This is a genomic window from Methylobacterium sp. CM6244 (assembly GCF_054817885.1).
This window is the reverse complement of the sequence record NZ_CM139247.1, coordinates 1,737,643-1,761,975: the sequence shown is the minus strand read 5'-3', so window position 1 is coordinate 1,761,975 and position 24,333 is coordinate 1,737,643. Positions and strand designations below refer to the sequence as shown.

22 protein-coding genes are annotated in these 24,333 nt (G+C 65.5%); 10 read left to right on the top strand and 12 right to left on the bottom strand.

What is annotated here, in order from left to right; genetic code table 11:
• The first annotated feature begins 77 nt into the window (after positions 1-77).
• Both ACYQML_RS08125 and ACYQML_RS08120 read left to right on the top strand, forming a co-directional pair.
• Positions 78-347 carry a hypothetical protein gene (locus ACYQML_RS08125; RefSeq protein WP_461235246.1) on the top strand — a complete coding sequence of 90 codons (270 nt, stop codon included), beginning with the start codon at positions 78-80 and terminating at the stop codon, positions 345-347.
• Positions 348-534: 187 nt separating this feature from the next.
• Complete coding sequence (locus tag ACYQML_RS08120; RefSeq protein ID WP_461235245.1) at positions 535-4,107, top strand: AsmA family protein; 3,573 nt, start codon at positions 535-537, stop codon at positions 4,105-4,107.
• A gap of 28 nt (positions 4,108-4,135) precedes the next feature.
• On the opposite strand, the gene ACYQML_RS08115 is transcribed toward ACYQML_RS08120, so the two are convergent.
• Positions 4,136-4,840: a polysaccharide deacetylase family protein gene (locus tag ACYQML_RS08115; RefSeq protein ID WP_461235244.1), complete on the bottom strand. Its 705-nt coding sequence runs from the start codon at positions 4,838-4,840 to the stop codon at positions 4,136-4,138.
• 78 nt (positions 4,841-4,918) lie between these two features.
• Complete coding sequence (locus ACYQML_RS08110; protein WP_461235692.1) at positions 4,919-7,087, bottom strand: S9 family peptidase; 2,169 nt, start codon at positions 7,085-7,087, stop codon at positions 4,919-4,921.
• Positions 7,088-7,590: 503 nt separating this feature from the next.
• On the opposite strand from ACYQML_RS08110, the gene ACYQML_RS08105 reads away from it, so the two are divergent.
• Both ACYQML_RS08105 and ACYQML_RS08100 read left to right on the top strand, forming a co-directional pair.
• Positions 7,591-8,025, top strand: a complete 435-nt coding sequence (locus ACYQML_RS08105; protein WP_461235243.1) for a Ros/MucR family transcriptional regulator — start codon at positions 7,591-7,593, stop codon at positions 8,023-8,025.
• Positions 8,026-8,202: 177 nt separating this feature from the next.
• Entirely contained in the window at positions 8,203-9,057 is an 855-nt protein-coding gene (locus tag ACYQML_RS08100; protein ID WP_461235242.1) for a DUF6456 domain-containing protein, read from the top strand.
• A gap of 5 nt (positions 9,058-9,062) precedes the next feature.
• Here ACYQML_RS08100 and ACYQML_RS08095 read toward each other — a convergent pair whose 3' ends face one another.
• From ACYQML_RS08095 to ACYQML_RS08085, 3 genes are all read right to left on the bottom strand, one after another.
• Complete coding sequence (locus ACYQML_RS08095; RefSeq protein WP_056423581.1) at positions 9,063-9,485, bottom strand: SufE family protein; 423 nt, start codon at positions 9,483-9,485, stop codon at positions 9,063-9,065.
• A 115-nt stretch (positions 9,486-9,600) separates the two neighbouring features.
• Complete coding sequence (locus ACYQML_RS08090; protein WP_056423579.1) at positions 9,601-10,641, bottom strand: sensor histidine kinase; 1,041 nt, start codon at positions 10,639-10,641, stop codon at positions 9,601-9,603.
• 167 nt (positions 10,642-10,808) lie between these two features.
• Positions 10,809-11,813, bottom strand: a complete 1,005-nt coding sequence (locus tag ACYQML_RS08085; protein WP_419952014.1) for a 2-hydroxyacid dehydrogenase — start codon at positions 11,811-11,813, stop codon at positions 10,809-10,811.
• 281 nt (positions 11,814-12,094) lie between these two features.
• Between ACYQML_RS08085 and ACYQML_RS08080 the strand changes: the two genes are divergently transcribed.
• On the top strand, positions 12,095-12,664 hold the full coding sequence (locus ACYQML_RS08080) for an SH3 domain-containing protein (protein WP_156467660.1): 570 nt from the start codon (positions 12,095-12,097) through the stop codon (positions 12,662-12,664).
• Positions 12,665-12,749: 85 nt separating this feature from the next.
• Here ACYQML_RS08080 and irr read toward each other — a convergent pair whose 3' ends face one another.
• Complete coding sequence (gene irr / locus ACYQML_RS08075) at positions 12,750-13,256, bottom strand: Fur family transcriptional regulator Irr (RefSeq protein ID WP_056423575.1); 507 nt, start codon at positions 13,254-13,256, stop codon at positions 12,750-12,752.
• Between the two features lie 305 nt (positions 13,257-13,561).
• On the opposite strand from irr, the gene fabA reads away from it, so the two are divergent.
• The 4 genes from fabA to fabI all read left to right on the top strand — a co-directional run bounded on the left by fabA (position 13,562) and on the right by fabI (position 16,690).
• Positions 13,562-14,119: a 3-hydroxyacyl-[acyl-carrier-protein] dehydratase FabA gene (fabA, locus tag ACYQML_RS08070; RefSeq protein WP_056423573.1), complete on the top strand. Its 558-nt coding sequence runs from the start codon at positions 13,562-13,564 to the stop codon at positions 14,117-14,119.
• Positions 14,120-14,238: 119 nt separating this feature from the next.
• Positions 14,239-15,465 (top strand): beta-ketoacyl-ACP synthase I, encoded by a 1,227-nt coding sequence (gene fabB / locus ACYQML_RS08065; protein ID WP_056423571.1) that lies wholly within the window; start codon positions 14,239-14,241, stop codon positions 15,463-15,465.
• A gap of 109 nt (positions 15,466-15,574) precedes the next feature.
• Entirely contained in the window at positions 15,575-15,697 is a 123-nt protein-coding gene (locus tag ACYQML_RS08060; protein WP_281435301.1) for a hypothetical protein, read from the top strand.
• Between the two features lie 165 nt (positions 15,698-15,862).
• Positions 15,863-16,690 (top strand): enoyl-ACP reductase FabI, encoded by an 828-nt coding sequence (gene fabI, locus ACYQML_RS08055; RefSeq protein ID WP_056423568.1) that lies wholly within the window; start codon positions 15,863-15,865, stop codon positions 16,688-16,690.
• A gap of 13 nt (positions 16,691-16,703) precedes the next feature.
• Here fabI and ACYQML_RS08050 read toward each other — a convergent pair whose 3' ends face one another.
• The 3 genes from ACYQML_RS08050 to ACYQML_RS08040 form a co-directional block, all read right to left on the bottom strand.
• Positions 16,704-17,765, bottom strand: coding sequence for an HD-GYP domain-containing protein (locus ACYQML_RS08050; RefSeq protein ID WP_311274287.1), 1,062 nt, complete (start codon positions 17,763-17,765; stop codon positions 16,704-16,706).
• A 307-nt stretch (positions 17,766-18,072) separates the two neighbouring features.
• The gene (gene dut, locus ACYQML_RS08045; protein WP_056423567.1) at positions 18,073-18,573 is read right to left on the bottom strand and encodes a dUTP diphosphatase; all 501 of its coding nucleotides are present in this window, start codon (positions 18,571-18,573) and stop codon (positions 18,073-18,075) included.
• A complete protein-coding gene (locus tag ACYQML_RS08040) occupies positions 18,570-19,457 on the bottom strand; it encodes an HpcH/HpaI aldolase/citrate lyase family protein (protein ID WP_207409969.1) in 888 nt (295 codons plus the stop codon). The genes dut and ACYQML_RS08040 overlap by 4 nt, the downstream gene beginning before the upstream one ends.
• A gap of 744 nt (positions 19,458-20,201) precedes the next feature.
• Here ACYQML_RS08040 and ACYQML_RS08035 point away from each other — a divergent pair.
• Complete coding sequence (locus ACYQML_RS08035) at positions 20,202-22,433, top strand: putative bifunctional diguanylate cyclase/phosphodiesterase (protein ID WP_461235241.1); 2,232 nt, start codon at positions 20,202-20,204, stop codon at positions 22,431-22,433.
• 69 nt (positions 22,434-22,502) lie between these two features.
• On the opposite strand, the gene ACYQML_RS08030 is transcribed toward ACYQML_RS08035, so the two are convergent.
• The 3 genes from ACYQML_RS08030 to ACYQML_RS08020 all read right to left on the bottom strand — a co-directional run bounded on the left by ACYQML_RS08030 (position 22,503) and on the right by ACYQML_RS08020 (position 24,274).
• Positions 22,503-22,868, bottom strand: coding sequence for a hypothetical protein (locus tag ACYQML_RS08030; RefSeq protein WP_056423562.1), 366 nt, complete (start codon positions 22,866-22,868; stop codon positions 22,503-22,505).
• A 115-nt stretch (positions 22,869-22,983) separates the two neighbouring features.
• A complete protein-coding gene (locus ACYQML_RS08025) occupies positions 22,984-23,661 on the bottom strand; it encodes a transglutaminase-like cysteine peptidase (RefSeq protein ID WP_461235240.1) in 678 nt (225 codons plus the stop codon).
• Positions 23,662-23,875: 214 nt separating this feature from the next.
• On the bottom strand, positions 23,876-24,274 hold the full coding sequence (locus ACYQML_RS08020) for a DUF3775 domain-containing protein (RefSeq protein ID WP_056423558.1): 399 nt from the start codon (positions 24,272-24,274) through the stop codon (positions 23,876-23,878).
• Positions 24,275-24,333 lie beyond the last annotated feature (59 nt).

Here is a 24,333-nt window from a genome sequence, read left to right as displayed (position 1 = left end):
TGGGACAAAAGGTCGGCCCCAGATGGGTGGCCGGGAGGGGAACCACGGTTTCCTCTCGGGCGTCGTCTCACCATACCGTGAACATCATCACCAGAGGACGTTCCATGCGTACCGCCCTATCCGCCATCTCGATGCTGACCGTTGTCGCCGGCCTATCCCCCGCCTTGGCCCAGTCAGCCGGCACGCGATCGCTGAACGAAACCAACGACCGGCTCGCGACCCAAAGCGAGATTCGCGGCGTCCGGCATCAGCAGCAATTCGAGAACAATCAGATCCGCATGCAGATGCAGCGCAACGAAGTCACCCGTCCGGCCCCGATCGGCTCGGGACTGACGCCACGTCGCTGACCGGATCCGCTCCGGGAGGCATGCCCGGCAGCTGTTGACTGCGAGAAACGCCTCTGGCGCGGAACCGGTCACCTTGTGCTATGCCGCACAGGGTGGGGGCACGACCGGGCATGACGTCCGGTGAGACGACGTGCCCGCCCCATGGCAGTCCCGGAGACCGGGCCGGAGCGAGGCGGAAACCAAGACGGTGCGAGACATCCTGACCGCGCTGGCGGGCGCCGTCATCCTGATCCTCGTCGCGGCCCTGGCGGTCCCGCCCCTCGTGGCTTGGGAGAGCTACCGCACATTGGTGGACCGGACGATCGGCAGGTCGCTCGGTCTTGATGCGCGCACCGAAGGACGGATCGCCGTCAGGCTTCTCCCCTCGCCGCAACTGAACGTCGATCGGCTGCGCATCGGCGGACAGGTCGACAAGCCAGCGTTGGATCTTTCGCTCGTCAAGGCCGAGATCGGTCTCACACCGCTGCTGACGGGTGAGGTCCGCTTCACCGAGACGCGGATCGGGCGAGCGGAAATCAAGCTCCCGATCAGCGACGACGACGCGGTCCGCCTTCCCGCCGATCTCTATCAGACGCTCGCCGACCAGGATCTCGCCATCGAGGACCTGTCCATCGGACAGGTCAACCTCACGACCGTCGTGCCGCTGAGCGGCCGCACCGATCAGGTGCGGGCCGAGACCGTGCATCTCTCGGCGCCCCGGCTCCTGGGCCCCTGGCGGATCGAGGGGACGAGCGGCGCGGTCGCCTTCCGGATCGCCACCGGCGAACCCGCCGAGGACGGCAGCGTCGCCGTGAAGTTCTCCGGCGGCGGCGATACCCGTCCGCGCTTCGAGGCCGACACTCGTATCCGACTCGAACCTGTGCCCGGCGAGGCTCCCGCACAGGGTAGCCAGCTGCGTGCGATGATTCCGAAGGCCGAAGGATCGGCGCGGGTCGTGGTCGGGCCGCCGGTTCAGGTGGCGGGCGCCTACCTGCCGTTCTCCCTGGGCGGCACGTTCAAGGCGCGGGGACCGGTGGTGCGGTTCTCCGACGTGAAGGCCGAAATCGATCCCGGCGGTCAGGCCATGCGACTGGCCGGAACCGGACGAATCGATCTGCGCTCCTGGCGGGCAGCACTGACCCTGGAGGCGCGCCGCCTCGACCTCGATGCCTTCCTGATTTCAACGGCCGGTCAGGCCATGCTGGCGCGCGGGATGCCCCGCACCGGATCCGAACTGCCGATGATGGTCGATCTGGACCTCGCCCTCGAAAGCATCGGCCTCGGCCTCGACGAATGGACGAATCTCCAGCTGTCCGGCACGTTCGACCGGACGGGAGGCCTCGCGCTTCGGCGCTTCTCGGTGACGGCGCCGGGCAACACCGCCCTCACCGCATCCGGAGAGATCGATACGCAACCGGCCCTGCGCTTCACGGGCAACGTCTCCCTGGACGCCGCTGCCTCCGACGGGTTTGGGCGGTACCTGCGCAAGTTCGGCCTCGGCGGCCCGGCTGTCGCGGTGATGGACGGGCGCCCGATTCAGGCATCCGCGGACGTCTCGACGGCGAGCCCGTCCTCGTCACTGCGAAACCTCCGGCTCTCCCTCGGCGAGGCGCGGATCACCGGCAACGCCCGCTATACCCAGGCCGAATCGGGCGGGCGCGGGCGCTTCGATGCTCAGCTTTCCGCGCAAGGAATCGATGTCGCAGCTCTGCCTTCCTTCGGCAGCGCCTTGTCCGGCCTTCACGACCACGACCTAGGCCTGACGATCCAGGCGCGGGACGTGCGCTACGGGCCGGCCGGGGCCGATTCGGGCAACGGAACCATCGCCGCCAGCATCCAGTCGGACGGAGCGAGCCTGAACGTCGGCAGCCTCGACGTCACCGACCTCGCCGGCGCCAACGCCAAGCTGTCGGGCCGGATTGCGCCGGATGGGTCAGGCCGTATCGCGGGCCGGATGTGGGCGCCGGTAGCCGCCCCCCTCATCGCCCTTCTCGACCGGACGTGGATGGCCGAGGCTCGGATGATCCCCGGCTTCCTGCGGGCGGGCAGCCTCGATCTCGCCGTGACCCTGGAGCGCGAGGCAGGAGCCGCCGACACCCTGCGCACCAGCGCCAGCGGAACAGCCGCAGGCGGCAGTCTCGGACTCGACCTGCTCTCGCGGGGCGGGCGTATCGACAGCCTGTCCCTCGATCTGACGACGCCGCTCGCCGGACGTTGGTTCGAGCGCGAGGACATGGCCGCCCTGCGCAAGCCGGCGGCCCTGCACATCAGCGGAGCACGCGGTCAGCCCGCGCCCGACGGCTCGGTTCCGGCCCTCGGCCTCGATATCTCCGGCACCATCGCCGACCTCACGCTCGCAACGGTGAAGCCGGTCGTGCCCGGTCCGGGCCAGACCCCGCCGGAAGCCGGCGAGATCCTTTTGAAGACGCCGGATCTCGCGCCCTTCCTCATTCTCGCCGGAAGCACGGATGCCCTACCCTCGCCGATGCCGGCGGAACTGCTTGTCGGTCTGTCGCGGGCCGGACGCGATGCCCATGCCGACGTCACCGGGCGGATCGCGGGGGCCACGGTTCTCGCCAATGTCAACCGATCGCCCGCCGGCGACATCTTCGGCAGCGTCGCGCTCGGCCGGCTCTCGCTGCCCTGGCTCGCCGCTTCCCTGATCGTCCCGCCCGACGCGAAGAAACCGGAAGCCGGAGACGGCGCACGGTTCGGCGCAGCGCCGGCCGTCAGACCGCCCATCGACCTCGACGTCAGGGTGGATAAGCTCGATCTCGGCCGGCGCTTCACCGCCGAAGGGGCGGCTTTCGGTGCCCGGCTCGACAACGGCGTCCTCACGATTCGCGACGTCAACGGACGTCTCGCCGGGGGACGCCTCGTCGGCAACATCACCTTGTCCCGGCAGGGTGGCGCGGCAGCGATCTCCGGGGAAGGCAGCCTGAGCGACGCCTCCATCGCGGACCTCGTCGGTCCGGGACCGATCTCCGGCCGGGCCAGCGCGACCCTTCGCTTCGGCGCTTCGGGCCAGAGCCTCGCGAACATGGCGAACAATCTGGGCGGAAGCGGCGATCTCAGCCTTACCGATCTGGTGCTTCCCGGCGGCGATCCGGGCGGGATCGAGCGCGCTTTGGCCAAAGCGCTCGCGGAAGACGATCCGCTCCGGGAGGGACGACTCCAGTCCCTGGTGGCCGAGGGGCTCGCCGCCGCGCCCATGGCAGTGAAGGGAACGCTGAAGGCACCCGCGACCCTCTCGGGCGGCTCACTGCGTGCCGCGCCCCTCACCTTCGATCTCGGCGGACCGCGCTGGGCCGGCACCCTCTCCGTCGACCTGACGACGGGGCGGTTCGATGCACGCGGGACATTGACGGGTGGCGGCGCTCCGAAGGGCTGGACCGGAGGGATTCCCTCGATACAGCTCTCCTATTCCGGCCCGCTCACGAAGCCCGACCGCACTGTCGATACCGGGCCCCTGACCACCGGCCTCGCCGCCGTAGTCCTGCAGCGCGAACTCGATAAGATCGAAGTGTTCGAGGCCGATCAAATCGAGCGCCAGCGGCGTCGCGCCAGAATCGAGATGGACAAGGCCCGAGCCGCTGCCATCAAGGCGGCGGCCGACAAAGCCGCGGCGGAGAAGGCGGCCGCCGAGGAAGCTGCCCGTCAGGCGCGCATTCGCGCACTCGCACCGAGCCAAGACGATGCCGCTCGCCGCGCCGCCGATGGCGTACCGGCCCCGGATGTCCTTCCAGGCCGAGCTGTCGAACCGCCCGCACCGCAGCCCTGATCGCGGCCGGTTTCAGGAACGAAGACGATCAGGGAACAGGCAGCGCGGCCCGGGCCGCCACGATTGCGTCGGTCAGCACGGCATTGGCGCCCTCGGCTTTGAGGGTAGCGAGGGGAATGACCTCCACGTCGGCGCAGGCCTGGACGACATGGGCGAGGTCGAACTGGACTGCGAGGCCGCCCGCCTTCGCATCGAGCCAGACAGTCATCGCAGGCGGCCCATCGCCATCTGGCGTCGATACCGCCTCCCGGCACTCGTCGTCGTCGGCATCCGCCTTCGCCTGACCGGTCCTGGGGCGATAAGCCTTGAGGTAGAGGTCGAAGAGCCGCTTGGAGGACAGGGACACCATCCTGCTTCCATCCATCTCGGTCTGGAGCGCGACCTTGCCGGTGAGAGCGGGCGGAAGCAGCGCGGTCCAATCGACGGGAGCACCGGAAACGAGGTCGTAGACGATCGCCGAGGTGCCGGTATTGGGATGTACGCCGCCGCAGAAGGCGCTGTCCGTCATCGTGTAGCTGAGGAAGCGGGGGCCCCGCATCGTCACGTCGATATGCCGGCCGTAATCGGCATGTTTGCCTCCCTGCGCCAGACACTCGGCCGCGGCTTTACGCGCCGCTCCGTCTAGGCGCTGAACGGCAGCGTTGATCCGCCGCTCGGCGTCGTCGACGGGGTTGGCGATCCGCGGCATCGCCGACAGATCCTTGGCGAGATCGGGGGGAACCTCGAGGGCCACCGGCCCTGTCCGCTGCCGCGCCCGGCACCAGCGTCGCTAGGAGGCACCCAGCGGCGGCAGCGGTTCGGACGAAGGCCGTCACGGCTGCAGTTTCTCGCTGCCACCAGCCAGCCCCGCCGCCCGGAGGGCGAAGGCATAGATCAGGGCCACTTCTTCCAGCCGGTCGAAGCGTCCCGCCGCCCCGCCATGGCCGGCTTCCATGTTGATCCGCATCAGGACGGGGCCTCCGCCGGTCATGGTGGCGCGCAGGCGCGCCACCCATTTCGCCGGCTCCCAATAGGTCACGCGCGGGTCGGTGAGTCCGCCGAGCGCCAGGATCGCCGGGTAGTTCTGCGCCGAGACGTTGTCGTAGGGCGAGTAGGACAGGATGCTCTCGAAATCCTCGACGCTCGCGCCCGGATTGCCCCATTCCGGCCATTCCGGCGGGGTCAGCGGCAGGTCGCCGTCGAGCATGGTGTTGAGCACGTCGACGAACGGCACGTCGGCGACGATCCCGGCGAAGAGGTCCGGCGCGAGGTTGGCCACAGCCCCCATCAGCATCCCCCCAGCCGATCCGCCATGGGCGACGATGCGCCCCGACGTCGTGTATCCGGCGTCCGCCAGGGCGCGACCGCAGGCGACGAAGTCCGAGAAGGTGTTGGGCTTTTTGGCCCGCTTGCCGTCCATGTACCAGTGCCAGCCCTTCTCCGTTCCGCCGCGCACATGGGCGATGGCGTAGACGAAGCCGCGATCCACCAGCGACAGCAGGTTGGTGCGGAACGCGGCCGGCATCAGAGTGCCATAGGAGCCATAGCCATAGAGTAGCAGCGGAGACGAGCCGTCGAGGACGAGGTCACGCCGGTGGAGGAGCGAGAGCGGCACGCTCTCTCCGTCCGGTGCCGTGGCGAAAATCCGGCGTGTCACATAGGCGGCGGGATCGTGCCCGCTGGGGATGGTCTGGCGCTTGCGCAACTGACGGGCGCGGGTCGAACAATCGTAGTCGTAGGTCTCGGCCGGCGTCGTCATCGACGAATAGGTGAACCGGATCACCGCCGTCTCGAATTCATGGCCCGGCTGGAGGCCGAGGGAATAGGCTTCCTCGGCGAAGGCCACGATGTGCTCGTTGCCCTGCGTATCGCGGACGACGATGCGGGGCCGGGCATTCTCAATCTCGATACGCACGAGATGCTGGGCGATGACATGCTGGTGGCGGATCATCACACCGCGCCGGTGTGGAATCAGATCGGTCCAATTGGCGCGGCCCGACGCACCGATGCGGGTGGTGACGATCTTGAAGTCCTCAGCCCCATCCGCATTGGTTAGAATGAAGAGGTGGTTCCCCCAATTCTCCACGGAGTAGATGAGCAGCGGCTCCCGCGGCTGAACGCATAGCAGTGTTGCATCCGGCGACCGGCGATCGAGGAGATGCACTTCCGAGGTTTCGTGGTCACTTGCCGTGATGGCCAGGTAATCGCGCGATTGGGTGGTCTCGATATGGACGAAGAAGCCAGAATCGCGCTCCTCATAGAGCATGCTGTCGGCGGACTGGTCCGTCCCGACGACGTGATGCATGACGCGGGCGGGACGATGGTTCTCGTCCACGGCCACGTAATGGAACGACAGGCCATTCGCTGCCCAGACCACCTCGCCGGTGGTCGATTCGACGCGGTCCGGAAGATCCTGTCCCGTGCCGAGATCGCGGACGCGGATCGTGTGAAGCTCGGACCCCTTGGAATCCGCGCTCCAGGCAAGGCGAGCATGGTCGTCCGAATGCACCGCCGCCGCGAGCTCGAAGAAGGCGAGGCCCCTGCCCTCCTCGTCACCATCCAGCAGGACCACTTCGCCCTCCTCAGCCCCACCCGTACCGGCGGTCTCCGCCCCATGACCGGAGATCACCACCACCGTGCGCGGCCGGCGGCAGACGAGGGGATGCTGCCCACCCTCGCGATGCCGGGTGTAATAGGCGAATGCACCGTCCGGCTCGGGTACGCCGCTATCGTCCTCGCGGATGCGCCCGCGCATCTCCGCTACCAGCGTCTTCCGCAAGGGCTCGAGATCGCCGAGCGCGGCTTCCGTATAAGCATTCTCAGCATTGAGATGTTCGCGGATATCCGATGGAAGGGCACTAGGATCCTTCAGGACGTCGCGCCAGTTCTCGGCTTTTAGCCAAGCATAATTGTCGGAAATTGATCGGCCATGAACCGTGAATGTGTGCGGGCGCACGTCAGGGACAGGCGACTTGCTTTCCAGGTGGAAAAGATCGTCCATGGATACACCTGCAAGGTTGCCAAACATCGTCGGCTGAATAGCGTAGCGGCGATCAATTCGGCTCGTGATCGCCTTCGATGTCTGCATGTGTCCCAGCTGAACGCTGTGGGCAAGGTGGAGCGGAAAGTCTTTTCCTGCCGTCTTCGGCCGAACTGTGCCAGACCGGTCAACCGATCGGGAATGCGCGGAATCAGAATGCGTCCAATCATGCATGCATAAATGACGTCAAACTTGCGCCAATGCATGATCACGCTGAATTGAACTATTGTTCAAAAATCTTGATTCGGCATATCCAGAGGTTTGACTTATGTCTTGCAGGGCCAACTTGAATATCATAAAATGACTGACATGGCGATTACCATCGCCCATCATCATGGAACATCGCTGCGTGACGCCACGATGCCGAAAGTCAATGCCGTGGTTTGCCAAAACGCCTCTTGGCTCCTCGCCCGCATACTTAACAGACTGTTACCGGCATCGTGCTTAAGGGAACCGTTTAGACAATGAGCGACATTGAGAATTCGGCCGACTTCGTTGAACTGACGGTCGACATCGTCTCGGCCTATGTGAGCAACAATCCTGTGCCTGTCGGTGAGCTCGCACAGCTCATTACAAAGATCCACGCCTCGCTGACCCAGGTCGCGAGCGGTGAAACCGAGGCCAAAGTCGCAGCCACCCCGCAGCAGCCTGCCGTTCCCGTCAAGAAGTCGGTGACTGCCGACCACATCATCTGCCTCGAGGACGGCCGCGTATTCAAATCGCTTAAGCGCCACCTTCGCGCGAAGTACGATATGAGCCCGGAACAGTACCGTGCGAAGTGGGGCTTGCCGTCGGACTACCCGATGGTCGCCCCGAACTACGCCAAGGCTCGTTCGGACCTCGCCAAGGCGATCGGTCTCGGCCAGACCCGGAACGGGACCTACGACGAAGCAGCGTAAATCGACCGGCCGGGCATTCGCGAAATCTCGCAGCCCGGCCATTTCCCGTTCCGCAGGAGCGGGGATTGTTCGTGCCCGTGAGCGGCGCTGAACAAAAGCCGCTTGCGCTAGGATATTTTTCCTTTATTCTTCCCTGGGCCAACGCGGCACCCGCTGTCACGCGCTAGGGAACATATCATGAACACATCCCGGATCGGCCAAACACGCAGCACCAGCCGTCGACCATTGTCGGTCAGTGTTCCGACGGAACTCGGCCGCGACGCGGCCCGCCTTCTCACGGCCCTCGACGTGGAGGGGGCCTACGCGTTGTCGGACCCTTTGGCCGAGGGAGACATCATCGTCCGCAACGGTGGCGACGGGATCTCGGTAAGTCGCGGGCGCTACCTCGCGCAGGCCGGTCAGACCCTCCTGTCCTGCGATCTCGCCGAACAGGCGGATGGGCGTCGTGCCAGGCTGACCATCAGCGCCGCGGGCCGGGCCAGGCTACGGCGGGAACGGGCCGGCCGGGACACCCCCTATCTCGCACAGCATCTCGATCTCGAAGGCCGCGGGGAACCGAGCCGACCGGTTCGCGACACATCGGAAAGTCCACTTGCCTGGATGGCCCGGCGGCGGGATCGGGACGGGACGCCCCTGATCGACGCCGCCTGTTTCGAGGCGGGCGAGCGGCTGCGACGCGACATGACCATGGGGGCATTGATGCCCCGGATGGGTTCGGACTGGAGCGGGGTCAAGGTGGATGGTGGGGGCCCGCGCGATCCCTCGGCTGGGTCGGACGCCATGCTGGCGGCCCGGCAGCGAGTCCGGGCGGCACTCAGTGCGGTAGGCAGCGACCTGTCCGGATTATTGATCGATCTCTGCGGCTTCGTGAAAGGTCTTGAGATGATTGAAGCCGAGCGCCGTTGGCCGGCGCGTTCGGCCAAGGTCGTCATCCGTATCGCCCTGGCGCGGCTGGCGGAGCATTACGGGCTGGAGCGGGAAGCAGTAGGGCCTAGCCAGTCACGCCTGCGCCTATGGCGTGACCGCGCCTGAAGGGCTCAGGCGGCCAGTTGCGCGGCATCCCGGTGAATACGCTCGGCCATGGCCCGAACTCCGTTGGAGCGCTTCGACGTCAGGTGGGCACCAAGGCCGATCTGCTTGAAGACCTGGAAAACGTCGACTTGGGCGATCTCTTTCGGCGTCTTTCCATCGTGCAACGCCATCACCAGGGCGATCAATCCTTTGGTGATGAACGAGTCGCTGGTTCCTCTCAAATGCAGACGCGGAGGCTGCTGCGAATGATCGACGTTAGAATCGACCCAAACCTGGCTTTCGCAGCCATGGACGCGATTCTGCTCGGTAAGCAGTTCATCAGGGAAGGGAGGCAAGGCACGGCCGAGTTCCATCAGATACTCGAGCTGGTCCGGCCCGTCGTCGAGGATTTCGAAATTGTCGATGATCGTTTCGATGGGCGGAAGCATAATGGCGGGCTGAACTCTTACGAATGCCGACACGGCGCGCTGTGAAGGCGCGGCCCGTTGCAGCCATATAGGAAGCGGGGGCCACCCAAGCGACCCTCGCTGGCGCGAAAGTCCGTTATTCCGAGGGATGGACCAGAGCTTCGGGCAGTTGAAGCTCCATCGGATCCGAATGCGTTCCGGTGCCTCGCACCGCGATCTCGGCCTGTGCGGCATAGGCCGCCACCAGCCGGGGGCCAAGATTGGGCACATCCGCCACACTGGCCGCCGGCTGATCGCCGCCGGAAACGATGGTGAGCCGAACCGGAGCGCCAGCCGTGGCATCGATGGTGATCGAGATCGTGCAGGACACGGAATCGGACGTGGCGTCGAGGCATTCGGCGACGACCTCGGCGACGATCATGCCCAATGCGTTGGCTGTCCTCGGCTCGACGAGGCTGGTGCCGCGCCCTCCCACCGTCACGCTGATCCGCCCGGCCCGCCGCAACTGGCCGAGGCCGGATGCGAGCCGGTGGAGGTAATCGCGCAGGTCGATGGAGGCGATATGTGGCGCCTCATGCAGATGCTGCTGGACGAGGGCGATCGCGCGGACGCGCTGGCCGAGCGCCTCGAAGCTGCCGCGGCAAGGTGCCGGCGCGGCGCGACCGTAAAGGCCGATCAGGCTTACCATCACCTGAAGGTTGTTTCTGACCCGGTGATACACTTCCGCGAGAAGGGCCTCCTTCTCGACGAGCGCGTGTTCGGCATGCTCTTCGGCGCGCTTGCGGTCGGTGATGTCGAAGCACGAGGCCAGGTAGCCCTGGAACGTCCCGTTCTCGGTGAGGGGGCGGGCGTTGTTCAGCAGCCAGCGATAGGCACCGTCATGGCGGCGCAGGCGAAACTCGATGGAGTATGGCGCGCGCGATGCGAAGGCCTCTTCGACCAGCGCCGCATGCCGATCAAAATCGTCAGGATGCAAGCCACGTCGCCAGCCATGACCGAGCTCGTCGTCGCGGGACCGGCCGGTGAAGTCGAGCCAGCATTCGTTGTGATGGATCGCCCCGCCCTCGGTATCGGAGCGCCACATCATCAGAGGCACGAAATCCGCGAAGCGACGGAAATCGTCGCACGGCACGGCCTCGTCGATGTTTGCCTCGGTCGACTGTGTCTCCGCGGCCATGGTGCTCCTACTCTAACCGCTGCGCGACGCTCGCCCGACAATATCTATCGGCGCCGGTCAACGTATCGGACATGGCACCGTTCCTACGGCTTGGGTCTGCCGATGCACATAGATCGATAAACTAGCAAGCCTCGTGCAAACCCGGCTCCGGGCCGGAGGCGGCGACGTCAGAGCATGCTTGGCAGAATCCGGTCCGGCGGACGATGTCCGTCCATGAAAGTCTTGATGTTGATGATGACCTTCTCGCCCATATCGGTCCGGCTCTCATGCGTCGCCGAGCCCATGTGAGGCAGGAGCACGACCTTGCCGGAACGCGCCAGCTTGACGAGGCGCGGGCTCACGGCCGGCTCCTGCTCGAACACGTCGAGGCCGGCGGCGGATATCTCGCCCGCTTCGATCAGGCGTGCGAGGGCCGTCTCGTCGATCACCTCACCGCGGGCCGTGTTCACCACGATCGCCTCCGGCTTCAGCAGCTTCAGACGGCGGGCCGAGAGAAGGTGATAGGTCGCGGGCGTGTGGGGGCAATTGACCGAGACGATGTCCACCCGCGCCAGCATCTGGTCGAGGGATTCCCAATAGGTCGCGTCGAGCTCGCGCTCGATCTGCGCCGGTGCCTTGCGCCGGTTGTGATAATGGATCTGCAGGCCGAACGCCTTCGCGCGGCGAGCGAGGGCCTGACCGATCCGCCCCATGCCGACGATACCGAGGCGCTTGCCGGTGATGCGGCGGCCGAGCATCCAGGTCGGGGACCAGCCTTCGTCCCAATTGTCGTCCGGAATGATCCGGGCGCCTTCGGCAACGCGGCGCGCCACGGCGAGGATCAGCGCCATCGTCATGTCGGCCGTGTCCTCGGTGAGCACGCCGGGGGTATTGGTGACGGTGATGCCCCGCTCCAGTGCGACCGCCACGTCGATATGGTCGACGCCATTGCCGAAATTCGCGATCAGGCGAAGGTTCGGGCCGGCCTGGGCGAGGAGACCGGAATCGATCTTGTCCGTGACGGTGGGAACGAGGACGTCGGCTTCGCGCAAAGCGGAGGCCAGCGCCTCGCTGCTCATCGGCTTGTCATCGGGGCTGAGGCGAATATCGAACAATTCGCGCATGCGTGCCTCGACCACCTCAGGCAGGCGACGCGTGACCACAACGAGTGGCTTGCGCTTCAACGACGACATGCACCCTCCGCGAACGTTTCTGCTAGGCCGGTCTCTGCCGTGAGCCGGAGTTCATGCCGAGGCTTGACCTCGCATTAACCACGCATCGGCCAGACAGGTCCCATAGCTCCGACGCCTTGGCTGCCGGGTTCCCGAGGCTTCTCTACCAGAGAGGGCACGGAACACAACGTACCCCCGCGCCCGAAGCATCGCGCGGGGATCGCTAGACGAGGATTCACGATGACGATCATGGAGACATGGCCGTCCGGGAAAATGACGATCGCGAACCTTTGGGAAGACCGATGATGCGCCTGCCTGGATTCCTGTTCTTCACCTGCCTGACGCTGGCCTCCTCATGGGCGGCGCTGCCTTCGCGGGCGATCGCAGCCCCTGCAGGCGCGGGCGATGCGAATCGCGGCCCCGCGACGGGCCTGCCCCTACCCCGCTACGCGAGCCTCAAGACGGATCGCGTCAACCTGCGCGAGGGACCTTCGAAGGATCACCGCACGCTGTGGGTGTTCCAGCGTGCAGGCCTGCCCATTGAGATCGTCGCCGAGTTCGAGACCTGGCGCCGTATCCGGGATTCCGAGGGGACCGAGGGCTGGGTGCTGCACTCCCTCCTTTCCGGCCGGCGTACCTCCATCGTCATGGCAGCCAAGGGAGGAGATTCTGCGATCCCGCTCCATGCGCGGGCGGAAGAAGGGGCGAGCGTGGAGGCGAAGCTCCAGCCCGGCGTCATCGGCAGTGTCAAGAGCTGCACCGGAAGCTGGTGCCGGGTCATCGTCGCGCTGCCCCAGAAGAGCGGCGACGTGGACGGCTATATCCGCCAGGACCGCCTCTGGGGGGTCTACCCCAACGAGAAGATTGACTGAGCGGGAACGCGCAGTTCGGCGGATATGAAAAAGGCCCGGCTGAGCCGGGCCTTTTTCATGATGGCGGGCAGGAGGTCGTAGAGGTTCAGGACTGACGCGCACCGTGCCGGCGGCGCAGGCGGACGATAACCTCGACCCCGGCGATCTCCATGCCTTCGGGCGCATCCGGGAGCGAATCGACGGTGATGCCGCAATCGGGCATGTCCAGCACCTGTCCCTCGTCTTCCAGGAAGAAGTGGTGGTGCTCACTCGGGTTGGTGTCGAAATAGGCCTTCGACCCGTCGAGAGCCAACTGGCGCAGCAGGCCAGCCTCGGTGAACTGGTGGAGCGTATTGTAGACCGTTGCCAGCGAGACCGGCACCTTGGCGCGCATGGCCTCGTCATAGAGCATTTCCGCCGTGAGATGGCGGTCGCCGCGCCCGAACAGGAGCCAGCCGAGCGAGAGCCGCTGGCGGGTCGGACGGAGACCGGAGCGGCGCAAACGGTCGCGCAGGTCGGACAGGGGACATCCCCGACGACCGGCAGCCGAAGCGGCATCGAGGGGAGCGCCACGAGCGTTCAGCATGGCTTGCAGCGGCAGCGAGTTGGACATCGGCGGTACTGACATCTCACGTAAATAACACAATACAGCGGGAACACTATACGAACCTCCCCCCTCGCCGCAACCCGAGCTGGTTGATGGGTGGCCACGCGGTGTGAACATGAGGCTTGTTTAAAGTCATTCCATTGAACACGACGAAAACGAGGTGTTTTGAGGCGCAAAGCCGCTGTGTTAACGAAGCGCCGCTCGCGAGCTCGGATCGTGTCGTGGCCCTGGATGGCCATGCGCGTCCGATGTTTCGAGGGCGATGTCCGGCGTTTCGAGCGCGCCCTCCACCAAGGACCGACACACCGATCATGTCTTCCGATCCCGAATCGTCCGCCGCCGCCGGTTCAGCACAGACCGCCCCCCGCGCCTCCCACTACTCCCATGAGGAGTTGCTGGCCTGCGGTCGGGGCGAGCTGTTCGGTGCCGGAAACGCGCAGCTTCCCTTGCCGCCAATGCTGATGTTCGACCGCATCACCTCGATCGGGACCGAGGGCGGCGCCTTCGGCAAGGGTCATGTCCTGGCGGAATTCGACGTGCGGCCGGACCTCTGGTTCTTCGGTTGTCACTTCAAGAACGACCCGGTCATGCCCGGCTGTCTTGGCCTCGATGCTCTCTGGCAGCTCGTGGGCTTCCATCTCGGATGGCTCGGTGCCCCAGGGCGCGGCCGGGCGCTCGGCGTCGGAGAAGTGAAGTTCAGCGACCAGGTGCTGCCCACCGTGAGCAAGGTCGTCTACGGGATCGACATCAAGCGCGTGCGCCAGGGCAAGCTCGTTCTCGGCATCGCCGATGGCTGGCTGGAGGCGGACGGCGCCCGGATCTACGACGCCAAGGATCTGAGGGTTGCCCTGTTCCAGGCACAAAGCTAACCCCGCTGCCGGTGCATCTCGGGGCCGACCGCCATCGCGGTGGTTGAGAATGCCCCGACATCATCCTACCTGACACGCGTCGGTGCGACGGCGCTTCGGCGAAAGAGAAGAGCGTTTCCATGCGGCGTGTCGTGATCACCGGGATGGGCATCGTCTCGTCCATCGGCAACAACACCCAGGAAGTCCTTGCCTCCCTGCGCGAGGCCAGGTCGGGCATCGGCCACTCGGCCTCCTATGCCGAACTCGGCTTCCGCAGCCAGGTCGAGGGACGACCGAGCATCGATCCTGAGGGGATCGTCGACCGGCGCGCCATGCGCTTCCATGGCGGCGGCACGGCCTGGAACCACATCGCCATGGATCAGGCGATCAGTGACGCCGGCTTGGAGGCTGGGGACGTTTCCAACGACCGCACCGGAATCATCATGGGCTCCGGCGGGCCCTCGACGAAGGCGATCGTCGAATCCGCCAACCTCGCCCGGGAAAAGGGCCCCAAGCGCGTCGGCCCCTTCGCCGTCCCCAAGGCGATGTGCTCGACGGCCTCGGCGACGCTGGCGACCTTCTTCAAGATCAAGGGCGTGAACTATTCGATTTCGTCCGCCTGCGCGACGTCCAACCACTGCATCGGCAACGCCGCCGAGGTAATTCAGGGCGGGCGTCAGGACATTATTTTCGCCGGCGGCTGCGAGGATCTGGACTGGACGCTTTCCGTCCTGTTCGACGCCATGGGCGCCATGTCCTCGCGCTACAACGACACCCCTGCCCGCGCCTCCCGTGCCTATGATGTCAACCGCGACGGTTTCGTGATCGCGGGTGGTGCCGGCGTCCTTGTTCTGGAAGAACTGGAGCATGCCAAGGCACGCGGCGCTCGCATCTACGGCGAGCTCGCGGGCTACGGGGCGACCTCCGACGGCCACGATATGGTGGCCCCCTCCGGCGAAGGCGCCGTGCGCTGCATGAGGCAGGCGATGGAAGGGCTCAAGGGCGCGAAGATCGATTACATCAACCCCCATGCCACCGCGACGCCGGTGGGCGATCTCAAGGAGATCGAGGCGATCCGCGAGGTCTTCGGGCGCGGCGACGATTGCCCACCGATCTCGGGCACCAAGTCGCTGACCGGTCATTCGCTGGGAGCCACCGGCGTCCATGAGGCGATCTATTCTCTCCTGATGATGCAGAACGGCTTCATCTGCGAGAGCGCCCATATCGACGAACTCGATCCGGCTTTCGCCGACATGCCGATCCTCAGGCAGCGCCGCGACAACGTTCAGCTCGGTCACGTCGTGTCGAATTCCTTCGGCTTCGGTGGAACCAATTCCACTCTGGTCCTGAAGCATATCGACGCTTGAACGGCTAAGCTTATCGAGCTCTACTTGGGTCATACTGTCCATATATCGGCCATTTTCTCGGAACCGCGAATTCGACTTCGCGTTTCCGGGATGGAGCCGAAAGTCTGTGATGGTGATGATCCTGATTTCCTTGAGTGCGCTGACTGGCCTCGGTGTCGCGGCCACGGCCTGCATTCGGGCTAAGCAGGCGCTCTTCGACACCGCACTCGACGAGACGCGCGGCTATTTCTGATCGCTCGCCATCCCCACAAGCCCAACGCGATAGTCGATCCGTACAAGGCCCGCACCCGAGTCCCGGTTCGCAGTGGGATTGGACAGTTCATCGATGCCCGCGCTAAGCGTCCTCGCAATGGCCGGAACTGTCTGACATTTCGGCGCGAGGGATGCGAGGATACGGATGACGGGTTTGATGGCAGGCAAGCGCGGCCTGATTCTAGGGGTCGCCAACGATCATTCCATCGCCTGGGGCATCGCCAAGTCCCTGCATGAGCACGGGGCCCAACTCGCGTTCACCTATCAGGGGGAAGCTCTCGGCCGCCGCGTGAAGCCGCTGGCCGCCTCCCTCGGCTCCGATATCGTGGTCCCCTGTGACGTGGAGGACATCGCCAGTGTGGACGCGCTGTTCGCTACCCTGGATGAACGCTTCACCGACGGGATCGATTTCGTGGTCCACGCCATCGGCTTTTCCGACAAGGGCCAGCTCAAGGGCCGTTATGTCGACGTGACCAGCCGCGAGAATTTCTCGCGGACCATGGTCATCTCCTGTTTCTCATTCACGGAGATCGCGCAGCGTGCGGCCAAGCGGATGCGCAAGGGTGGCGCGATGCTAACGCTGACCTATGGCGGTTCGACCCGGATCATGCCGAACTACAACGTCATGGGGGTCGCCAAGGCCGCACTGGAAGCGTCCGTGCGCTATCTCGCGGGCGATCTCGGCCCGGAGGGAATCCGCGTCAATGCCCTCTCAGCGGGTCCGATGCGGACTCTGGCCGGCGCCGGCATCGCCGATGCGCGCCTGATGTTCAATCACCAGCGCGCCCACGCTCCCCTGCGGCGCACGGTGACCCTCGAGGAAGTGGGCGGATCTGCGGTGTATCTGCTCTCGGACCTTTCCGGAGGCGTCACCGGCGAGGTCCATTTCGTCGATTCCGGCTACAACATCATCTCGATGCCCCGGCCCGACGTGCTTCAGGCACAAGACGAGGCCGGCGTCGCCGACGCCTGATCCTCCACCCGGCTCAGGCGCTGGCCGGTTCGGGCGGGTTGCTCTCCACCAGCCCGAGAATGTCCTCCCAGCGGGACACGAAGGCGGCGACGCAATCGGGATCGAAATGGGTTCCGGCATGCTCTTCGAGGTGCCGGCGCGCCGCCTCGGGAGTCCAGGCCTTCTTGTAGACCCGCTCCGAAATCAGCGCATCGAACACGTCGGCGACGGCGACGATGCGGCCTGCCAGGGGGATCTGCGTCGTGCTGAGCCCCTGCGGATAACCGCCGCCATCCCAGCGCTCGTGATGGGTCAAGGCGATGTCGGAGGCGAGTTGCAGCAGATGCGAGGGGCTGTCGTACAGCATGCGATAGCCGCGGATCGCGTGGTGCTTCATCTCCTCGCGCTCGCTGTGGCTTAGCGGTCCCGGCTTCATCAGGATGCTGTCGGGGATGCTGATCTTGCCGATGTCGTGCATGGTCGAGGCCAGGGCGATATCGTTGGCGTCTCCCTCCGACAATCCGAGGCCCTCGGCGATGGCGATAGCGCAGCCGGCGACCCGCGTGAGGTGGTCCCCCGCCTGATCGTCGCGGAACTCGGCCGCCAGCATCAGGCGGCGGATGATCTCGCGTTCCCGTGAGGCAGCCTCGGCGCCGGCACGGTCGACGTCACGGCTCATCGCATCCGATTGCCGGTCGAGGACCTGGCGAGCCAGAGCGAGTTCGAGCAGGTTGCAGACCCGGATCTGAAGGTCGAGTGGATCGATCGATCCGGTCATCACGTCGGTGGCGCCGGCCTCGACAGCCGGGCGCCGCAGGGCGGGGGAAGACCCGAGAAACAGGATTGCCGTGCGGGCGTGCCCCCCGTAGGCGCGCAGGTCCCGGATCACGGCCGAACCATCGATCCCGCTGTCGGGATCGTGCATCACGATGACGAGATCGGCCGGTTGGAACAGTTCGTCGCTCGCGGCGGCTTTCGCCCCGGTGACCAGCCGGATGGCGCAATCGAGACTTCGCAGGTTCAGGACGAGATGGACCGGCGCAGAGGCGCAGACGATGGCGATAAGGGCCGAAGCCGTCTCTACGGATGCGGGCATGGCAGGCATCAGAACACGGTCTCTCCCGACCTTCGAAAGCAGCGGCGGCTGCCGGACGATCCGGAAGACGGAACGCACGCGGGCGAGTCCGCGACGGACGCACGTTCCATCGCCGGAAGCACGGATACAAGGCTCATAGACGGAAATTGCGGCTGAGGATCGCGCCTCAGTTCTCTGACTTCGCGGCCCGCCTCCCGTGTCGCTTCTTGAGCGCTCTCCGCCGAAGTGGGTGCCGGTTCGTCGAAAAAGAGCGCGGCACAACAAAGGCCTGGAGATGTGCCCCGACCCAACGTGGTCGGGCGCAGCTCTAGCGCCGGCCGGTCGATCCGAATCCACTTTCTCCGCGCCCGGATGGGGGTTCGGATTCGTCTGGATCGAGCGCGTCGACGATGGTGAAGTCCGGCCGTGTCACGCGGGTGAAGACCAGTTGCGCGATCCTGTCGCCGGGATGGATGACGATGGTCGCCCTCGGGTCGGCGTTGCGGTTCCAGGCCGAGACCATCAGAGGCCCCTCGTAATCCGCGTCGATGACGCCGGTCCCGTTGCCCAGCACCAGCCCCTCGCGATGTCCGAGGCCGGAGCGCGGGAAGACGAGGCCGCACCAGTTCGGGTCGCGGATCAGTACGCTGAACCCCGCAGCGATCAGCACGGGGGGAGCCTGAGGGGTAAGGAGCAGGGGCTCGTCGAGACAGGCATGGAGGTCGAGCCCCGCCGCCGCTGACGACCCCCAGCGCGGAAAACCCCATTCCCGCAGGCGGTTGTCGCGGATGAGCAGACCGACTGTCGGGGCGGCGGACTCGCCGCTCACGCCGCCCGTGCCGCGATGACGTCGGCGAGCGCGACGATGCGGGACGCCTCTACCGCATGGAGCCGCTCGATCATCCGGCCACGGAACGCGATGGCCCCGCGCGTCCGGTTCTCCGGCTCGGCGAAGACAGCGATGATTGCGCGCGCCTCCTCGATCTCATCCTCCGAGGGGCCGAACAATTCGTTGGCGGTGGCGATCTGGCCGGGATGGATCAGCATCTTGCCATCGAACCCGCTATCGCGACCCTGCTCGCATTCGGTGCGGAATCCGCTCTCGTCTCGGAATGCATTGTAGATGCCGTCGATCACGTCGATCTCGTAGGCCCGTGCCGCCATGACCACGTTCATCAGCCAGGGCATCAGGGCCGGACGGCCCGGTACTCCGAGCCGGACCCTACTGGTCTTGGCGAGATCGTTCGGCCCGACGAGCAGGCATGACAGGCGCGTATCCACGTCGCGGGCGGCGCTGGCGATTTCGTTGATGTGCAGGATGGCCAGAGGCGTCTCGATCATGGCCCAGACACGGGTATGGTCTGGAGCTCCGAGCCGGCGCAGGCGAGAGCCGATCGACACGAGGGCATCGGGGCCGGAGACTTTCGGAATCACGATCGCGTCCGGTCCCGCCGGCGCGATGCGGGCGAGGTCGGCCTCACCCCATTGGGTGTCGAGGCTGTTGATCCGCACCGCGACCTCGCGCCGGCCATAGGGCCGGGAGGCCACGGTGGCGGCGACGGCGTCCCGTCCCTCCGCCTTCATCTCGGGTGCGACGCCGTCTTCGAGGTCGATCATCACGACGTCGGTGGGCAGGCCGCGCGCCTTTTCCAGAACCCGCGGATTGGAACCGGGCATGGCAAGGACGCTGCGACGCGGACGGATGTCGGTCATGGGGCGTCGATTTCCCTGAAGCCGTGGCGTGATGCACGGCCGGCGATACCGCTCGCCCTCTCCGGTTTCAAGCTCTCACACTGTGGCGGGACCGTCCGAGACCCGATGCTCGGGCGCCGCTCGGATTTCGTGCAGGCCGGTCCGGTCTCGAAACCAGAACACCCGCTTGAACGGATTCGCCCCGGATTCCGGATACGAGGATGCCAATCTTCGAGCGAGCAAAACCGCTTCGCTCCGGGTCTGAATGGCATGGGCCAGCGTCTTCCAGGAGCTTTCGCCGTCACTGCCAATTCTTCGGACGTAGATCGAATGCGCCATGATTGACCTCCGCTGAACGAAAACTGGATGAACAATAGTTATCATTCAAGTCGCCCCGGCGGATTGTGGTGGCGCCAAATTCCTCGAAGGTTAACAGATTTTAATATAATCTCAGTTATTTTTAGCCCCGCCCCACCACGGGCGAAAAGCGCTAGAGCAATAGTGGCAAAGCATTAGCGGTGGGTCGAACACAAAGCCAAGCTCCGGCGGAACCGTCATCGGGTTCGACATTTAAGTTCATATCGCGTGGTCCGTTTCGACATGGGGGTCATGTGGGCCAGGCGAAAAGACCCGTGCGCGAAAACTTCCCGTCATCCTCACCCGATCTCTCGAAACTGCTCTTTGACGAGGCCGCCGACGTCGATACCACCCAATGCGTTGGAAGGTCCGTTAGCATTTGATAGCGTACGCTGGTGGAAACCGCTCATGATCGGTGCCGACGCCATGTTCCCGAGACCATCGGCACCCGCCGCAATCGATGACCGACACTGCCCGACACAGGAAGCCGCGAGGCTCGCCGCCCTGCGCTCCTGCGGCATGATCGGCGCGGGCTCCGATGCCGGCCTCGACCGCATCGTCAGACTGACCGCGTCGAGCCTCAGGATGCCGATCGCTTGGGTTTCTCTCATCGACGAGGAGTTCTCGTGGCTCGTAGCCCGGATCGGCGTCGACCTGCAGCGGATGCCGCGGCATGGCCTTCCCTGCGAACAAATCATCGCGCGTTCCGGTGTCGTGGTCGTCAACGAGGGTGACGGCACGCCGGGCCACCGGGATGGCGGCCTCTTTCGCGATCTGCCGGATGCCCGCTTCCACGCGGGCGCCCCTCTGATTACAGGCGACGGCCACCGGATCGGCTCACTCTGCGTGCTCGATACCGAGCCGCATGCAGATTTCGACGAAGCAGACCGGGACAGGCTCGCGGACTTCGCCGGCCTCGTGATGGACAGACTGGAAAACCATCGGACGCAATCGGCCAACGCCGCGGTGTTCGGGTTCGCCAAGGCTGCCGAATATGCCCTGTTGGTCGTCGATGGCGCGGGTACGATCGCCTTCTGCAATCCCGCGGCTGAGATCCTGTTCGGGCATGGTGCGGGCGAGATGCTCGGGCGGCCCATCGAAATCATCATTCCCGAACCGCTCCGGGCCGCTCACGCGGCGGGATTTCGACGGATCGCCGCCGGGAACGCGTCACATCTCGCTGGCCGCACCATCGAGTTGATGGCCCTTCATCGCGATGGCAGCACGTTCCCCATCGAATTCTCGATGTCGCTCTGGCAGGAGCCCGGCGGGATCGGGATGGGAGCGCTCATCCGCGACATCAGCGAGTGGCGCGCCCGCGACGCCAAACTGCTCCAGCTGGCCCATCACGATAAGCTGACCGGCCTCACCAACCGTGCTCTTTTCGACGAGCGCCTGGATGGAAGCCTCTCGACGGACCGCTACGCCACGGTGATGCTGCTCGATCTCGACGGCTTCAAGGAAGTCAACGACAGTCTTGGGCACGCCGTCGGAGACGCGTTACTCCAGGCTGTCGCGATACGGCTGTCGTCCTGCGTCACGCCCGAAATCACGGTGGCGCGTTTCGGCGGGGACGAATTCGCGCTTCTCCTGCCGGGACAGGGCAACCCGCTGAAAGCGGAAACCCTTTCCGCGAGAATCCTCGAGATCTTCCAGACCCCGTTCCCCGTGGCGGGACACGTCTTCCATGTAGGCCTCAGCATCGGCGCGGCGATTGGCGGTCCCGGCGCCGCCCGCGACGAGTTGATCGCCGATGCGGATCTGGCGCTCTATCAGGCCAAGCGGGACGGGCGGCGCTGCTTCCGTCTGTTCGAACAATCCATGCGTAGCGCGGTCGTCGCCCGCCGGGCGCTGCACGACGAACTGACCCGGGCAGTGGAGCATTCCGAACTGGTGCTGCACTACCAGCCGCAGGTCGATCTGGATTCCGGTCGGATCATCGGTGCGGAAGCCCTGCTGCGGTGGGCGCATCCCAGCCGCGGCCTGCTGTTACCTGCCACCTTCATCGACGCCCTCGAAGCCCATCCCCTCGCGGCCTCCGTCGGCCACTGGATCGTCGACGATGTGTGCCGGCAATCCGCCATCTGGCGCTCTCTCGGCCTCCCGCCCCTGCGGATCGCCGTGAACCTGTTCGGCGCTCAATTGAGGAAAGGCCGGCTGGCGGGCGAGGTGATCGCTGCGCTCGAGCGTCACGCCGTGCCACCGAGCCTCCTCGAGATCGAGGTGACGGAACGGATCGCCCTGCAGGCCGACGACACCCTGCTGAACCCGTTGCGCGACTTGCACCGTCACGGGGTCTCCATCGCGTTCGACGATTTCGGCACCGGCTATGCCTCGCTCAGCTCGCTCAAGCGCTTCCCGCTGACACGGCTGAAGATCGACCGTGGCTTCATCCGCGACATCCTCACCGACCGCCATGACGCCGAGATCGTGCGGGCGGTACTCGGCATGGCTCAGAGTTTTGGCCTCGACGTCATCGCCGAGGGAATCGAGACGATCGAGCAGGATATGATGCTGCGAATGATGGGCTGCCGCGAGGGGCAAGGCTATCTCTATGGCCGGTCCATGTCAGCCGAGGCGCTGGCCGCCCTCGTCACGAATACGCGGATGGAAGGAAGAACCGGACCGAAAGCGGCCTGACGGAACCTTGTATCAACCCGCAGTGGACCCAGCGGTCACGCGGAGAGGCGTCGATCGCGCGGCTCGGGCTCAGAGGGGGCGAGTCGCGCTGGCCTTCTGGAGAAGCCAGCCCTTGGCGCGCTGGATCAGGGCCGGGCGGACCCGCGACACATCCTCGTCGTCCAGCAGGGGAGAGGTGGACAGGGCGGCGAGATACGCCGCTTCACTGCCGCGGCAGGATTTCACGGCGGATTCAGCGGCGAACGTCCGGCTCGTCAGGACGGCTTGCAGGCCGAAATGGCGTTGAAGGCATCCGCGCCAGGACGAATGCAGGGTGGCGACTTCGGAATCCTGAGTTGAGACATGAGGATTCTCGGCCGACGCCTGGGATATGCAGGACAACGGGACCAGGGCAGCCAGCAGGATGCCTGCGGACACGCGGCTCAGCTTTGTCATGAGGAGAGTTTCCCGAACCCGGTCACCCTCGCCCATCCAAGCTTAACAAGTCGCTAATTCATCGCCTTTGAAGCGATCCCTCGACGGGATGCTGCCGCATCCGGGACCATGCTCTCTATCTGTTGGCCGTCGTCACCGGGGACGCGGCGCGGCCGAGGGAAACCCAGGCCATGGAGCTCTGGCTTTCGCGCTTGATGAAGGTGTAGCCGGTCTGGCGCCAGGGAAGGACATTGTTGGTCTTGTTGTCGAGGACGAGATCGCCGCGGTCGGTGATCAAGGTCAGGACGGCATGTCCCTCCCCCTTTTCGTCGATGACCACGGTCATCCGCATGGCCCGGCGCGGCAGGCTGGCCTCGGCGAGAAACTTACGCTTCAGAAGCTGAAAATCCTCGCAATCGCCAGCGCCGGATTCCGCGAGGTCCCAGCGGTCGGCGACGCCGAGTTGCTCCATGTCGGTGACGGCGCGGATGGACTTGTTCACGCGGCGGTTCACCGAGACGATGGTGTTCCAGATCCCCGGGGTCAGCGTGATCATGGCCGGCTCGGCGGCATTGACCGCGCATTCAGCGGCATAAGTCTCGCAGAACGTGACCCAGGCGCTGATGGGGCGGGCTGCGCCGGCGGTCGAGATGGCGCTTGGCACATTGGGGAGAGAGGCCAGCATCTGAGCGGAAGCGACGTCCGGCACGGCGGCGAGGGACGCGAACGCGACACCCGAAACCAGGCTCAAACGCCCAATCGCCCGCCTAAGGGAGACGACCGCATCGTGGAACTTCGAAATCGCGATCCGCATGGCCGCCGCTCGTCCCGTTAATCTGTTGTTAACGAAAGTCTCACGGCCACGGGGGAACGGCAATCGGCGGGTTAAGAAAAGGTTAACGCTGTGGATTTCAGGGTATCGCGGCGAAAGCCGGGGGACGTTGCACGGGCGCCACGAGGGTCCGCACCGACTGCGCGCCGCACACTACCCGGCTGAGCCGTGGCAGGGTGCGGCGGCCCGAGACGCCCTACGCGTCGGGGATGTCCTGGCTGATGCCGAGGGCGGCGAGTCCTTCGTCGAGGAGGTCACCGGCATCGGGCGAGCCCATGATCTCGCGCAGGGCGCCTTCGCCGACGGCTTCGCGTTCGCGGGCGAAGCGGACCGCCTCCCCCCATTCCTCGGCTTCCATGTCGCCACGCCCGACATAGAGAAGAGCCAGGAGGTTGGCCCGCTCGTCGTCGTTGAGGCCGTTGATCATGGAGCGGATCTCCGATTCCGTGGCATCGTCGGCGCTCGACGTGAGGACGTCGGTGGCGCCGTCATCGATCGGGTTGGACCCCGAATCGGGATCGGTCGGTCCTTCCTTCACGTCCAGCGCCCTGACCCGGAGAATGATCTCGGTGACCTTGTCGACGGCGATATCCATGAGACGATCCTGTGATGCGCACCGCCGGCGGCGGCGTTTCCTGGCCGGACGCGACGGCC